The sequence below is a fragment of the Variovorax sp. PAMC26660 genome, assembly GCF_014302995.1.
Taxonomy (GTDB): domain Bacteria; phylum Pseudomonadota; class Gammaproteobacteria; order Burkholderiales; family Burkholderiaceae_C; genus Variovorax.
The window spans coordinates 2153691-2167324 of sequence record NZ_CP060295.1; the positions used below are offsets into that span (position 1 = coordinate 2153691).

A 13634-nucleotide genomic window follows, 5' to 3' on the forward strand; every position below is an offset into this window, starting at 1 on the left:
GGGAGCACCCGGCGTCATTCGCACTGGGGCACGCTGCTCTTGATCCTACGATCAACGACTGCTCTGAGCGCTCACGTCGATACGGGGCTCTTTTTAGCTAAATAAAGGAGGAGCGAAGCGGGGGACATTCGCGAAAAAGAGCACCGTGTCGGCGTGAGCGACGCCCTGAACAGCAGCCCCTCACTGAGGCCCGAACAGACCGCAGACAGGCCCTGAAAGCGCTCAGGCCTTGGCGGCTTCGAGGGCGTCGCGCGTGGTGCGTGCAGCGTTCTTGGCTGCATCGGCGAAGTCTTCACCCGACGACGCATAGATGATCGCCCGCGACGAATTCACGATGATCGGCGCATCGGCCCGCCACCCGGCGCGCACCGTGGCCACCGCATCGCCGCCCTGGGCGCCGACACCCGGAATCAGCAGCGGCACCGTGGGCGCCAGCGCGCGCACGCGTTCGATTTCGGCAGGGTAGGTCGCCCCCACCACCAGCCCGAGCTGGCCGTTGAGGTTCCACGGCCCCTGCGCCAGTTTGGCGACGTGCTCGTAGAGGAAAGGCTGGCCGTCGATGTCCGCCAGCCGCTGGCCCTGCAGGTCGGCGCCGCCGGGGTTGCTGGTGCGGCACAGCAGGAAGGCGCCCTTGCCTTCGTGCTTGAGGTACGGCGCCACCGAATCGAAACCCATGAACGGCGACAGCGTCACCGCATCGGCGCCGTAGCGCTCGAAGGCTTCGAGGGCGTACTGCTCGGCGGTGGAGCCGATGTCGCCGCGCTTGGCGTCGAGGATCACGGGAACATGGGGCGCATTGCGGCGCATGTGCTCCATGAGTTGTTCGAGCTGGGTTTCGGCGCGGTGGGCCGCGAAATAGGCGATCTGGGGCTTGAAGGCGATGACCAGGTCGGCCGTCGCGTCGACGATGCGCGCGCAGAAGTCATAGATGCGGCTGGCGTCGTCCCTGTATCCCCCGGGGAACTTGGCGGGCTCCGGATCGAGCCCCACGCAGAGCAACGAGCTGTTTTTTTGCTGTGCAGCGGCCAGCTTGTCGAGGAAAGTCATGGGCCGTGATTTTAGGCGGCCGCTCCCGGCACTCAACCCGGCGTTGGTGTGTGCTGCTCGGCCGCGAGGCAAAGGTCGGCCCATGCGCGGGCCTTGTCGGCGGGGTTGCGCAGCAGATAGGCCGGGTGATACGTCGCCACCACCGCTGCGCCAGCGGCCGACGCCAGCGGCACGACACGGCCGCGCAGCTTGCCGAGCGGGTCGCCGCTTTGCATGAGGCTCTGGGCGGCCAGCGGGCCCATGGCCAGCACGACGCGGGGCGCGAGCGCCGCAGCGTGTTCGTCGAAAGCCTCGGCCATCGGACGCGGGCTGCCGGGCTGGCCGGCGGCCACGCCACGGTGGGTGCGCACCAGATGCACCGGCGTCTTGCCGTCGTGCAGCTTGAGGGCGCGCAGCATGTTGTCGAGCAGCTTGCCGGCATCGCCCGCGAAGGGCTCGCCGTGGCGGCCATCGGCTTCGGGCGGCATGTCGGCCACGACCAGCCAGCCGCCTTCCACCGACGCCAAGGGGTCAACCGCGTCGCCGTACAGGCGGCGCGGAGCTTCGATCAGCACGGCGGCGCCATGTGTTGCGGGGACTGCAGGCGCGGCAGGTGCAGGGCCTGAAACCGGAGCGGGCGCAGGGGCCGACCGTGCGACAGGCGCGGGCGCCGGAGCCGGCGCCTCGGCAACGAATCGCTCGCTCACCGGCGCCTGCTCTTCGACAGCCGCTACCGTTTCAATAGCAACGGGGGTCTCTTCGACCACCTCGGGCATCGGCCACCAGACCTTCACGCCCATCTCGTCGAGCATCGCGCGCTGGCGGGCGTCGAGCTTCAGTGTCTGTACCGCGTTCATAAGGAAACCTCCGCGCTACGCGCTGCGGTGCGAGCTTGCTTGGGGCGGCCCGGCGCGGCGCTCATCGCAAGGCTCCCCAGGCGGTGCCTGTTTCATTCAATCGGAGGCTCATGACGACCGCGTCTTCGCGCTTGCCTTCATGTGCCGGGTAGTAGCCCTTGCGCACGCCGACGCTGCGAAAGCCCTGGCGCACGTAGATGTCGAGCGCGCGCTGGTTGCTCTGGCGCACTTCGAGCCAGAGCCACTGCGCGTCCTCGCCGCGCGACCAGCCGGTCAGCGCTTCGAGCATGAGCGGCGCCCAGCCCTGGCGCTGGAAGGCCGGCGCCACGGTGATGTTGAGCAGGTGCACCTCGTCCACGCCCTTCATGGCAACGAAATAGCCGATGAGCGTTTCGCCCAGGCTGGTGACCGGCGTGTCCAGGTCGTGGCTCGACACCGGCGCCAGCAGGCACTGGCAGTGGTAGCCGACGGCCATGGAATCGGTGAAGTTGGCGCGCGTCCACGGGTGGCTGTAGGCCGTCAGCTCGACCGCGCAGACAGCGTCGATCCGCTCGATGGTGAGCGGTTCGAGGCGGGCTTCGACGGGCTGGAGGACGGCGCTCATGCGTGGGTGGGGGGTACCAGGGCTGCTGCTGCGGCGGCGGCCGCCTTGATGGCCGCGCGCTCGTCGGTGGTTTGCGCCACTTTATCGCGAACGTAGAGCGGCCAGGCCTGCGCTGCGGGCACGGTGCGCCCGGCCGCGAGCAGCGCGGGCGCCAGCCGCAGCATGGCGGTGGCGGTCGGCAGCACCTCGTGGCGCGCGGTGGCCGGCGCCAGGCGAGGGCCGTAGGAGGCGAAGGCGTTGCCGGCCAGCGCCCAGCCGGCGGGCACGTCGAGCGCCTCGGGCGACAGCAGCAGGGGCTCGACGTCGCCGCCCAGCGGGCCGGCGGCGTCGAAGTCGTAGCGGGCGGCGTAGAGCTGGTCCATGCGGGCGTCGAGCACCGCGACCACCTGGCGGGCACCGAAGGCATGGCGGGCCTCTTCGGCCACGGCGAGCAGGGTGTCGACCGGCAGCAGCGGCACGTTGGCGCCGAAGGCCAGCCCCTGCGCCACCGAGCAGGCGGTGCGCAGGCCGGTGAACGAGCCGGGGCCGCGACCGAAGACGATGGCGTCCAGTTCGGCCAGCGCCAGCCCGGCATCGGCCATCAATTGCTGGATCAGGGGGAGCAGGGTGATCGAGGCCTGCGCGCCGCCGGCGCCGCTGTGCGCCAGCAGCCGGTCGCCGTGGCGCACGGCCACCGACAGGTGCTCGGTGCTGGTGTCGAAGGCCAGCAGCTTCAGCGGCTCAGACATGGACGGGACGCCCCGGGGCCGCACCGATGCCGGGTGTGCGGGGAAAGAAGCGGAGCGCGATAGGCATTCCCCGATTATCGAGGGCACCCCGCACGCCCGTCCCCAGGTCGGGCAATCACCCGCCGTGATCGCTGCGCAGGATCGTCAGGCCGGCCTTGCGCAGCGGCGCCAGCGCCTTGGCCGGCGCCTCGGGTGAGACCAGCAGGGTGGTGGCCGCCGTCACCGGGTTGATCACCCAGGCCGAGGCCACGCCGAGCTTTTCGGACGAGGCCAGCACGACCGTCTCGGCCGCCGAGGCCATCAGCGCACGCTTGATCTCGGCCTCTTCGAGATCGCCCGTGGTCAGCCCGGCTTCGGCGTGCACGCCGGTCACGCCCATGAAGTAGGTGTCGGCGTGGATGCGCGCGATGGCGGCCATGGCCGCAGCGCCCACCGCCACCACCGAATGCTTGAACAGCCGCCCGCCGATCAGCACCACCTCGAGCTGCGTGTGCGCGGCCAGCTCGACCGCCACCGACGGGCTGTGCGTGACCACGGTGGCCTGCAGGGTGCGCGGCAGATGGCGCGCCATCTGCACGGCGGTGGTGCCGCCATCGATGAACACCACCTGCCCCGGCCGCACCAGCCGCGCGGCGGCACGGCCGATGAGCACCTTCTCGTCCGATGCGAGCTGCTGGCGGCTCGCGAAGTCGGCACCGGCCGGTGCCAGCGGCAACGCACCGCCATGCACGCGCTGCAACAGGCCCTCGGCAGCCATCTCGCGCAGGTCGCGGCGGATGGTGTCTTCGGACAGGCCGAGTGCTTCGCTGAGCGACTTGGCGACGATGTTGCCGTCGCGCTGCAGGGCCGAGAGGATGTGTTGCTTGCGCTGGCTGGTGAGCATCGCCCGATGGTATCGGGCTCCTTCATCGATTGCACGAATTTTCTTGATGATGCACGAATTTGCACATATGCTCGCCGCCCATGACCCTTCAAGACCGCGTCCGGGTGCACGAAGTCACCCTGCTTTCCGACAACTGGTTCGTGCTCAAGACCACCCGGCTGGACTGGCTGCGCAACGACGGCCAGTGGCAGCCCATGCACCGCGAGACCTACGACCGCGGCAACGGCGCCACGCTGCTGCCCTACAACCTCGCGCAGCGCACGGTGCTGCTGGTGCGGCAGTTCCGCTACCCGGTGTTCGTCAACGGGCATGACGACCTGCTGATCGAGGCCGCGGCCGGGCTGCTCGACAACGCGGCGCCTGAGGAGCGCATCCGCGCCGAGGTCGAGGAAGAGCTGGGTTACCGGCTCGGCGCGGTCACGAAGGTCTTCGAGAGCTTCATGAGCCCGGGCTCGGTGACCGAGAGGCTGCACTTCTTCGTCGCGCCCTACGAGCCCTCGATGCGCATCGGCGCGGGCGGCGGGCTGGCGGAAGAGGGCGAGGACATCGAGGTGCTCGAACTGCCCATCGACGAGGCGCTGGCCATGGTGGCCGACGGCCGCATCCTCGACGCCAAGACGGTGATGCTGCTGTACCACGCGAAGCTGCATGTTTTCCCGCCGGGATAATGGCCGGATGCCTTTTGCCGCCCGCCTGATTCCCTCCTCCCTTTTCTTCTCGCTCGCCACGCTGGTTTCGGCCAGCGCCTTCGCCCAGCAGGCCCTGCCGACCCAGGTCGAGGCGGCCCTGGCGCGCGCCAAGGTGTCGCGCGAGACGGTGACGATGCTGGTGGCCGAGGCCGACGGCTCGCGCCAGCCGCGCCTGGCCTGGCGCACGCAGGTGCCGGTGAACCCGGCATCGATCATGAAGCTGGTCACCACCTACGCCGCGCTCGACATGCTCGGCGCGGCCTACAACTGGACCACGCCGGTCTACGTCGACGGCACGGTGAGCAACGGCGTGCTCAATGGCAACCTCTACATCAAGGGCCAGGGCGATCCGAAGCTGGTGCTGGAGCGCGTGTGGCTGCTGCTGCGCCATGTGCAGGGGCTGGGCATCACCACCGTGGGCGGCGACATCATCATCGACCGCAGCGCCTTCGAGAACACGGTCGAGGGCGACCCCGGCGCCTTCGACGGCGAGCCGCTGCGGCCCTACAACGCCTCGCCCGATGCGCTGCTGGTCAACTTCAAGTCGGTCAACATGACCTTCGCGCCCGACCGCGCCGGCCAGATCGCGCGCGTGAGCTACGAGCCGCCGCTTGCCAGCGTCGCGATGCCGGCCACCGTGGCGCTCGTGCCCGGCGAATGCGGCGACTGGCGCACCGCGCTGAAGACCGACTTCAGCGACGTCAACCGCATCCGCTTCAACGGCGGCTTTCCGGCCGCCTGCGGCGAGAAGAGCTGGGCCGTGGCCTATGGCGACCCACGCACCTACAGCCTGCGCGCCATCGGCGGCATGTGGGCCGAGATGGGCGGGCGCGTCGGTGGACAGATGCGCGAAGGCCGCGTGCCTCCAGGCCTGAAGCCGGCCTTCGAGTTCGAGTCGCCGCCGCTGGCCGAGGTGATCCGCGACATCAACAAGTACAGCAACAACGTGATGGCGCAGCAGTTGTTCCTCACGATCGGGCTCACGCAGAAGAACCGCGGCACCTTCGAGGCCTCGCGCACCGCGCTGGGCCAGTGGTGGCGCGACCGCATCGGCACCGGCGAGGCACCGCCGGTGTTCGAGAACGGCTCGGGCCTGTCGCGCGACGAGCGCATCAGCGCCGCCGCGCTCGGCAAGATGCTGCAGGTGGCATGGCGCTCGCCGGTGATGCCCGAACTGATGTCCTCGCTGCCGGCCATGGGCGTGGACGGCACGCTCAAGAAGCGCACGCTGCGCTCGGGCGGCTCGGCCCACCTGAAGACCGGCACCCTGCGTGACGCCTCCGGCGTGGCCGGCTATGTGGACGGCACGAGCGGCCGGCGCTACGTGCTGGTGGCGATTGCCAATGGCGAGAACGCGGTGGCGGCGCGCGCCGCCTTCGACGCGCTGGTCGACTGGGCTTCGCAGGACAACTGACCTGAGGGCTGGCGGCTGGCGGCCGCCAGCCGGGCATGTACTGAAATCTTCTGACGGTAAAGGCCGCTTGCGCACGGGGCATGGGGCTGCACAGAATCGGACGCTCGTTCTATTTAGTGCAAATCCAACGCAGGAGACATGCCTTGAAAAAGCCACAACAACAGCGTTCATCCACCCCGCTGCGCAAGCCGGCGGCATTGGCGGCCCTCGCAGCCGCCACGCTGCTGCTCGCGGCCTGCGGCGGCGGCGGTGACGGCGGAGGTGGCTTTGGTTTTGGCGTCACGCCGCCCGCCAGCGACACCGGCCGCGGCTCGGTCGTGACCAACCCGCCCGCACAGTCGGCCAGCCTGTCGTCCGACCAGTTCAAGGCCAGCCTGCAGTCCAGCGACCAAGGCAAGGCGCTGCTGCAGGTGGCGGGCACGCCCAAGTGCGGCATCGACATGCGCTACCTCGAATACCGCACCATCGGCGCCAGGAACGAGGCCACCAACGCCACCGCCGCGATCATGGTGCCCACCGGCACCGACGTGGCCTGCAGCGGGGCGCGGCCGGTGGTGCTCTACGCACACGGCACCACCGCGGCGAAAAACTACAACCTCGCCAACTGGACCGACACCACCCAGCCGGCGGCCGGCGAGGGCCTGCTGATCGCTGCCATGTTCGCGGCGCAGGGCTTCATCGTGGTGGCGCCCAACTACGCGGGCTACGACAAGTCGACGCTGCCCTACCACCCGTACCTGGACGGCGACCAGCAGGGCAAGGACATGGTCGATGCGCTGACGGCCGCGCGCAAGACCTTCTCGAACATCAACGCCACGGACGCGGGCTCGCTGTTCATCACCGGCTATTCGCAGGGCGGCTACGTCGCGATGGCGGCGCACCGCGAGATGCAGGCCACGGGCAAGCCGGTGACGGCGTCAGCGCCGCTGTCGGCGCCCTCGGCCATCAGCCTGCTGACGGACTACACCTTCCAGGGCTGGCCGGCGCTGGGCAGCACGCTTTTCGTACCGCTGCTCACGACCAGTTGGCAGCAGCAGTTCGGCAACGTCTACGGCGCCACCACCGACGTGTATGAAGACCAGTACGCCCCCGGCATCGACACGCTGCTGCCAAGCCTGACGCCGGTCAACACGCTGTTCGCGACCGGCAAGCTGCCGCAACTGGCGCTGTTCCCGGCCAATGCGAAGCCCGGCCCGGTGAACTCGCAACTGTCGATCTTCTACGGTGCCAACAACCTGATCCGCCAGAGCTACCTGACGCAGGCCGCCGGCGATATCCAGTCGAACGGCTGCACCGGCAACGCGCTGCCTGCCACGGCGGCGTCGCTGGGCTCGGCCACGCCGCTGGACTGCAAGCCGACGGTGGGCTTTCGCAAGGCGGCGCTCGCGAATGATTTGCGCAACTGGGTGCCGGCCAAGCCGATGCTGATGTGCGGCGGCGCCAACGACCCAACCGTGAACTTCGTGAGCACCCGCGCCACCACGGGCTACTTCCTCGCCAAGGGCATGCCCCCCGCGTTGCTGAGCGTGGTCGATCTGGAAGACAGCGCCGCGGTCGACGCCTACTCGAACGCCCGCGCCGGCTTTGCGCAGGCCAAGAGCCTGCTGGCGCAAAGCACCTCTGGCAGTGCGTCCGACAAGGCACAGGCGGTCACGCTGGCGTACCACGGCACGCTGGCGCCGCCGTTCTGCCTGGCGTCGGCACGCGGGTTCTTCCAGGGCGTGCTGGCTGCTGGGGGCTGATCAGTCTCTGGCTCTTCGGATCCCGTTCACGGTCTGTCGGGGCCCTGCGGGACTGTCGGGTTTGATGCGGGTTCATTCAGGGCGGGTGCGAATGACACCAGGTGCTCCCCTCCGCGAATGTCCCCCGCTTCGCTCCTCCTTTATTTCGCTGCGGGGAGCACCTGGCGTCATTCGCACATGGGCACGCTGCTGGTGATCCGGCGATCAACAACAGCCCCGTCCAGCGCTCGCGCCGATACGGGGCTCTTTTTAGCTAAATAAAGGAGGAGCGAAGCGGGGGACATTCGCGAAAAAGAGCACCGTGTCGGCGTGAGCGACGCCCTGAACAGCAGCCCCAAAAACAACGCAATCCCAAGCAAGATCGCAGACGAAATCTCAGGCCGCAGCCGCGCGCTGAAGCCGGTCGCGCACACCTTCCCACTCGGGGGTGTCGGGTGGCGTCTCGACCCAGATCAACTTGACCCCTTGGGCGTCGAACTCGCGCAGCACGGCAAACAACTGCTGCGCGCTGGTCGCCGCATCGTCGGGCATGCGCCGCTCCAGCACGCGCTGCGAGCGGCAGCGGATCGCGGTGCGGGACCACACGGCAATGTGTGCCGCGCCGGCGCCCAGCACGTCGAGGCCGGTCTGGATTGCCTTGGCGTCCATCAACCGCAGCTTGGCGTCGGGTGCGTAATGCGCTTCGAGCGTGCCCGAGGCACGCGGGTCGGGCGTTTCGAGCACTTCGCGGTCGCTCAGCTTTTCGCCGCACGCCGCTTCGATCTGCGCACGCGTGATCAGGCCGGGGCGCAGCAGCACGGGCGCACCACGGCTGCAGTCGACGATGGTCGACTCGATGCCGACTTCGCAGGCGCCACCGTCGATCACCATCAGCGCATCGCCGAACTCGTCGTGCACATGCTGGGCGGTGGTGGGGCTGACGCGGCCGAAGCGGTTGGCGCTGGGCCCCGCGAGACCGGGCACGCCCTGCTCGGCGCAGGCCTCCAGCAGCGCCTGCGCCACGGGATGCGAAGGGCAGCGCAGGCCGATGGTGTCCTGCCCGCCGGCCGCCGCTGCGCCCACACCGGGCTGGCGCGTGACGATCAGCGTGAGCGGGCCGGGCCAGAAGGCCTGCACCAGCTTCTGCGCGAACGGCGGCAACGGCTGGGCGAAGCGCGACAGCGCCTCGGTGCCCTTGATGCCGGCCGCCACATGGACGATCAGCGGATGGTCGGACGGCCGCCCCTTGGCCGCGAAGATGCCGGCCACGGCGGTGTCGCTGGTCGCATCGGCGCCCAGGCCGTAGACGGTTTCGGTCGGGAACGCGACCAGCCCGCCCGCGCGCAGCACGCGTGCCGCCTCGGCGATGGCTTCGGGAGATTGGCCGTCGAAGATCATGGGAGCCCGGTCACGGAAACCGCCGGCAGGCCCAGCAGCAGGGCGGCCTGGGTCGCCGTGGCGCGCACGCCTTCGAGCGTGGCGCCGGTCAGGGTCAGGTGGCCCATCTTGCGGCCGCGCCGGGGCTCCATCTTTCCGTAGAGGTGCAGGTGCACGCCGGGCAGTGCGAGCACTTCGACCCACGGCGGCGAGACCGGCTTGTCGGCCTTGTCGTCACCGGCTGGAAACCACAGGTCGCCCAGCAGGTTCAGCATGATCGCGGGGCTGTGCTGGCGCGGCGCAGCCAGCGGCAGGCCGGCGAGGGTGCGCACCTGCAGCTCGAACTGCGACACGTCGCAGGCTTCCATGGTGTAGTGGCCGCTGTTGTGCGGGCGCGGCGCCATTTCGTTCACCACCAGCGAGCCGTCGGCCAGCGCGAAGAACTCGACGCACAGCACGCCCACGTAGTTCAGGCCGTTGGCGATGCTCTTGGCGGAGTTGATCGCGCCCTGCGCCACGGTCTTGGGCATGTTCAGCGGATGCACCTCGGTCACGGCGAGGATGCCGTCGCGGTGCAGGTTGCGCTGCGGCGGAAAGTGCACCAGTTGCCCGTCGCGGCCACGCGCGAGGATCACCGAGCACTCGAATTCGAGCGGCAGCAGCTTTTCGAGCACGCAGGGCACGCAGCCGGTGGCCTGCCAGGCATCGACCAGTTCGGCGCGGGTGCCGACGCGCTGCTGGCCCTTGCCGTCGTAGCCCAGGCGCGCGGTTTTCAAAATGCCGGGCAGCAGGTGGTCTTCGACGGCGGCGAGCTGCGCTGCCGTTTCGATGGCCGCGTAGGGCGCGCAAGGCACGCCGCAGCGCGTGAAGTGGGACTTCTCGGCAATGCGGTCCTGCGCGATGGCGATGGCCGAGGCGCCCGGCGACACCGGCCGCGCCACCGCCAGGTGCTCCAGCGATGGCGCCGGCACGTTCTCGAACTCAGTCGTGACCGCGTCGGCCAGGCCGGCCAGGCGCGCCAGGCCGTCGATGTCGGCGTAGTCGGTGTGGATGTGGTTGTGGCTCACGCGCCCGGCGGGGCTGTCGGCGTCGGGGTCGAGCACCGCCGTGAAGTAGCCCATGCGCTGGGCCGCGTGGGCGAACATGCGGCCCAGTTGGCCGCCGCCCAGCACGCCGAGGGTGGCGCCCGGAAGAATGGGCAGGTCGTTGTTGTGGCTCACAGGGCCCCCCCGCCTTGCGGCGAGAAAGGCGACACAGGCGTGGAGGCAGCCGCGTCCACGGGCGGCAGCGTCATGGCTTCGGCGGCGGCGGTCTGCGCCGTGCGGAAGGCGTCGAGCCGGGCGCGCAGCGCCGGGTCGTTCACCGCCAGCATCGCCACCGCGAACAGCGCCGCATTGGCCGCGCCCGCATTGCCGATGGCAAAAGTGGCCACCGGCACGCCCTTGGGCATCTGCACGATGCTGTAGAGCGAATCGACGCCCTGCAGGTGGCGGCTGGCCACCGGCACGCCGAGCACCGGCACCGTGGTTTTCGACGCCAGCATGCCCGGCAGATGGGCCGCGCCGCCCGCCCCCGCGATGATCGCGGCCAGGCCGCGCCCGGCGGCACTTTCGGCATACGCAAAGAGCGCATCGGGCATCCGGTGGGCCGAGACCACCTTTGCTTCGTGGCTGATTCCGAATTGCTGGAGAATCTCGACCGCGTTGCGCATCGTCTCCCAATCGGAGCTCGAGCCCATCACTACACCGACCTGAATGGTTTCGTTCATGGTTTCAATTTTACGTTTCACCCCCAGTTGGTTCCGATGATCGACATCACTCTCGAAAATTTCCAGGCCGAGCTGGTCGAAGGCTCCGTCGCCACGCCGGTGCTGCTCGACATCTGGGCCGAATGGTGCGGACCCTGCAAACAGCTCGGGCCAGTGCTCGAAAAGCTCGAAGTCGAGTACGCCGGCCGCTTCACGCTGGCCAAGCTCGACGCCGACAAGGTGCCGCAGATTTCGTCGCAGCTGTCCGAAATGTTCGGCGTGCGCAGCATCCCGTTCTGCGTGATGTTCAAGGACGGCCATCCGGTCGACGGCTTCGTCGGCGCCATTCCGGCCGAGAAGATCCGCGAATTCCTCGACAAGCATTTGCCCGGCGCCGATGAAGCCGAAGCCGCTTCCGAGGAAGCGGCCGCGCAGGAAGCGCTGGCCGAGGGCGACACCCTGGGCGCGCTCGAAAAGCTGCAGCACGCGGTGGCCACCGACCCGGCCAACGACGACGCGCGCTTCGACTACATCAAGCTGCTGCTGCAGGAAGGCCGCGTCGACGACGCCAAGGTCGCCTTTGCGCCGGTGATCGCCAAGACCGGCTTGGTGCGCCGCTTCGATGCGCTGCAGCGCTGGATGAATGCTATTGATTTTGCAGCGCCTGTCGCAGGTGCGGCGCCCGTTGCGGCTGATTTCGATGCCAGGATCACCGCCAACAAGCGCGACTTCGAGGCTCGCTTCGACCGCGCCCGACTGCTGATGGCCGCGCAGCGCTGGACCGACGCGATGGACGAGCTGCTCGACATCCTGATGCGCGACAAGACCTGGAGCGAAGACCTCGCCCGCAAGACCTACATCGCGATCCTCGACCTGATCGAGCCGCCCAAGGTGAAGGTGGCCGACGGGCAGATTCCGCCGGACGATCCGGTCGTGGCCACGTACCGCCGCCGCCTGAGCAGCATCGTGCTGAGCTGATTCGGGCCTGCACCGCGCTTCGATGCGCTGGTGAATGAAGGCGACCTGCGGGTCGCTTTTTTCTTGGCCGTCCCGCGCCGCGGGCTGTGCCACATTGGCGGCCATGGCGGCGTCGCATACGATCACGCCCGATTCAACTTGTTGCAAATTGAAAAGGAAGACTGGCCATGCGTTCCTTCGCCCGCCGTATCGCGCTCCCCGTTCTTGCCACGACGGCGTTGCTGACGGCCCTGACCGGTTGCGGCAGCGGCATCAGTCTTGATGAACCGATCGAAGGGCCTCTTTGGCGCCTCGCGCAACTGGGCGACGAACCGATCGCGCCGGGCAGCGAGGTGCAGATCCAGTTCGATCGCAGCAGCGGCCGGGTCAGTGGGTCGGGTGGCTGCAACCGGGTGTCGGGCAGCTTCACGCGCAGCGGCGTCGCGCTGAAGATCGGCCAGTTGGCCTCGACGCGCATGGCCTGTGCCGATCCGACGCGCGGCGCCAACGAAGCGCAGTTTCTTTCAGCCCTGCAGAGCACTGCGAGCTACAGCCTCGCGCCGGGGCGGCTTGCACTGCTCGACGCTGGTGGGCGGACCGTGGCGGTCCTGAGTTCGGGCAGCCGCTGAGGGAGCGGCCACCCCCAACGCTCAGCCGGTGAGGCGTTCCAGCGCCTCGCGGTACTTGGCGGCGGTCTTCTCGATGACTTCCGCCGGCAGGCGCGGCGCGGGCGGCGTCTTGTCCCAGGGCTTGCCGTTGATCTTGGTGGCTTCGAGCCAGTCGCGCACGAACTGCTTGTCGTAGCTCGGCGGGTTGGTGCCGGCGGCCAGCGCGTCCTGGTAGCCCTCGACCGGCCAGTAGCGCGAGCTGTCGGGCGTGAGCACCTCGTCCATCAACACCAGCGTGCCGGCTTCGTCCAGGCCGAACTCGAACTTGGTGTCGGCAATGATCATTCCCTTGGTCAGCGCGATCTGCGCGGCCGTTTCATAGATCGCGATGCTGGTCTCGCGGATCTGCTGCGCCAGCTTGGGGCCGACGATCTCGACCACACGGTCGTAGGTGATGTTTTCGTCGTGCTCGCCGGCCGCGGCCTTGGCGGCGGGCGTGAAGATCGGGCGCGGCAGCTTGCTCGCGTTGGTCAGGCCCTCGGGCAGCGGCACACCGCAGACCGAGCGGCTTTCCTGGTATTCCTTCCAGCCGCTGCCGGCCAGGTAGCCGCGCACCACGGCCTCGACCGGGATCGGCTTCAGGCGCTTGACCAGCATCGAGCGGCCGGTGACCTGCGGCACTTCGTCGGCCGTGACCACGCTCTCGGGCGCGTCGCCGGTCAGGTGGTTGGGGCAGAGCTGGCCCAGCCGCTCGAACCACCACAGCGCCATCTGCGTGAGGATCACGCCCTTGCCGGGAATGGGCTCGCCCATGATCACGTCGAAGGCGCTGAGCCGGTCGCTCGCGACCATCAGGATGCGGTCTTCGCCGACGGCGTAGTTGTCGCGCACCTTGCCGCGCGCAAGCAGGGGCAGGCTCTGGATGGAGGAGGTGTGGACGGTGGTCATGGAACAGGTGCTCTGGGAACGGGGAAAACGGGTGACGTGGAAAACGGATTGTGCGCGCAGAAAAAAGCCACCGCG

Annotated in this window: 14 protein-coding genes; 5 read left to right on the forward strand and 9 right to left on the reverse strand. The window is 68.9% G+C overall.

Annotated elements, in window-relative coordinates:
• Positions 1-222 precede the first annotated feature (222 nt).
• The 5 genes from pyrF to H7F35_RS10470 form a co-directional block, all read right to left on the reverse strand.
• On the reverse strand, positions 223-1047 hold the full coding sequence (gene pyrF / locus H7F35_RS10450; protein ID WP_187112799.1) for an orotidine-5'-phosphate decarboxylase: 825 nt from the start codon (positions 1045-1047) through the stop codon (positions 223-225).
• 32 nt (positions 1048-1079) lie between these two features.
• Positions 1080-1883: a uracil-DNA glycosylase family protein gene (locus H7F35_RS10455; protein WP_187112800.1), complete on the reverse strand. Its 804-nt coding sequence runs from the start codon at positions 1881-1883 to the stop codon at positions 1080-1082.
• 61 nt (positions 1884-1944) lie between these two features.
• Positions 1945-2487 carry a ribosomal protein S18-alanine N-acetyltransferase gene (gene rimI, locus H7F35_RS10460; RefSeq protein WP_187112801.1) on the reverse strand — a complete coding sequence of 181 codons (543 nt, stop codon included), beginning with the start codon at positions 2485-2487 and terminating at the stop codon, positions 1945-1947.
• Positions 2484-3215, reverse strand: a complete 732-nt coding sequence (gene tsaB, locus H7F35_RS10465) for a tRNA (adenosine(37)-N6)-threonylcarbamoyltransferase complex dimerization subunit type 1 TsaB (RefSeq protein WP_187112802.1) — start codon at positions 3213-3215, stop codon at positions 2484-2486. The genes rimI and tsaB overlap by 4 nt, the downstream gene beginning before the upstream one ends.
• A 115-nt stretch (positions 3216-3330) precedes the next feature.
• Positions 3331-4098 carry a DeoR/GlpR family DNA-binding transcription regulator gene (locus tag H7F35_RS10470; RefSeq protein WP_187112803.1) on the reverse strand — a complete coding sequence of 256 codons (768 nt, stop codon included), beginning with the start codon at positions 4096-4098 and terminating at the stop codon, positions 3331-3333.
• Positions 4099-4178: 80 nt separating this feature from the next.
• Here H7F35_RS10470 and H7F35_RS10475 point away from each other — a divergent pair, with 80 nt between their 5' ends.
• The 3 genes from H7F35_RS10475 (at position 4179) to H7F35_RS10485 (ending at position 7943) form a co-directional block, all read left to right on the forward strand.
• On the forward strand, positions 4179-4766 hold the full coding sequence (locus H7F35_RS10475) for an NUDIX domain-containing protein (RefSeq protein WP_187112804.1): 588 nt from the start codon (positions 4179-4181) through the stop codon (positions 4764-4766).
• Between the two features lie 7 nt (positions 4767-4773).
• Positions 4774-6201 (forward strand): D-alanyl-D-alanine carboxypeptidase/D-alanyl-D-alanine-endopeptidase, encoded by a 1428-nt coding sequence (gene dacB, locus H7F35_RS10480; RefSeq protein ID WP_187112805.1) that lies wholly within the window; start codon positions 4774-4776, stop codon positions 6199-6201.
• 143 nt (positions 6202-6344) lie between these two features.
• Entirely contained in the window at positions 6345-7943 is a 1599-nt protein-coding gene (locus tag H7F35_RS10485) for an alpha/beta hydrolase family protein (RefSeq protein ID WP_187112806.1), read from the forward strand.
• A gap of 375 nt (positions 7944-8318) precedes the next feature.
• Here the strand turns inward: H7F35_RS10485 and H7F35_RS10490 are convergent, their stop codons facing one another.
• From H7F35_RS10490 to purE, 3 genes are read right to left on the reverse strand one after another with little or no spacing between them, the layout of a single operon-like run.
• Positions 8319-9320, reverse strand: coding sequence for an L-threonylcarbamoyladenylate synthase (locus H7F35_RS10490; protein ID WP_187112807.1), 1002 nt, complete (start codon positions 9318-9320; stop codon positions 8319-8321).
• The gene (locus H7F35_RS10495) at positions 9317-10519 is read right to left on the reverse strand and encodes a 5-(carboxyamino)imidazole ribonucleotide synthase (protein WP_187112808.1); all 1203 of its coding nucleotides are present in this window, start codon (positions 10517-10519) and stop codon (positions 9317-9319) included. The genes H7F35_RS10490 and H7F35_RS10495 overlap by 4 nt, the downstream gene beginning before the upstream one ends.
• The gene (gene purE, locus H7F35_RS10500; RefSeq protein ID WP_187112809.1) at positions 10516-11067 is read right to left on the reverse strand and encodes a 5-(carboxyamino)imidazole ribonucleotide mutase; all 552 of its coding nucleotides are present in this window, start codon (positions 11065-11067) and stop codon (positions 10516-10518) included. The genes H7F35_RS10495 and purE overlap by 4 nt, the downstream gene beginning before the upstream one ends.
• 36 nt (positions 11068-11103) lie before the next feature.
• Between purE and H7F35_RS10505 the strand changes: the two genes are divergently transcribed.
• Positions 11104-12024 carry a tetratricopeptide repeat protein gene (locus H7F35_RS10505; RefSeq protein WP_187112810.1) on the forward strand — a complete coding sequence of 307 codons (921 nt, stop codon included), beginning with the start codon at positions 11104-11106 and terminating at the stop codon, positions 12022-12024.
• 167 nt (positions 12025-12191) lie between these two features.
• Positions 12192-12632 (forward strand): META domain-containing protein, encoded by a 441-nt coding sequence (locus H7F35_RS10510; RefSeq protein WP_187112811.1) that lies wholly within the window; start codon positions 12192-12194, stop codon positions 12630-12632.
• 21 nt (positions 12633-12653) lie between these two features.
• Here the strand turns inward: H7F35_RS10510 and H7F35_RS10515 are convergent, their stop codons facing one another.
• Entirely contained in the window at positions 12654-13559 is a 906-nt protein-coding gene (locus tag H7F35_RS10515; protein WP_187112812.1) for a phosphoribosylaminoimidazolesuccinocarboxamide synthase, read from the reverse strand.
• Positions 13560-13634 lie beyond the last annotated feature (75 nt).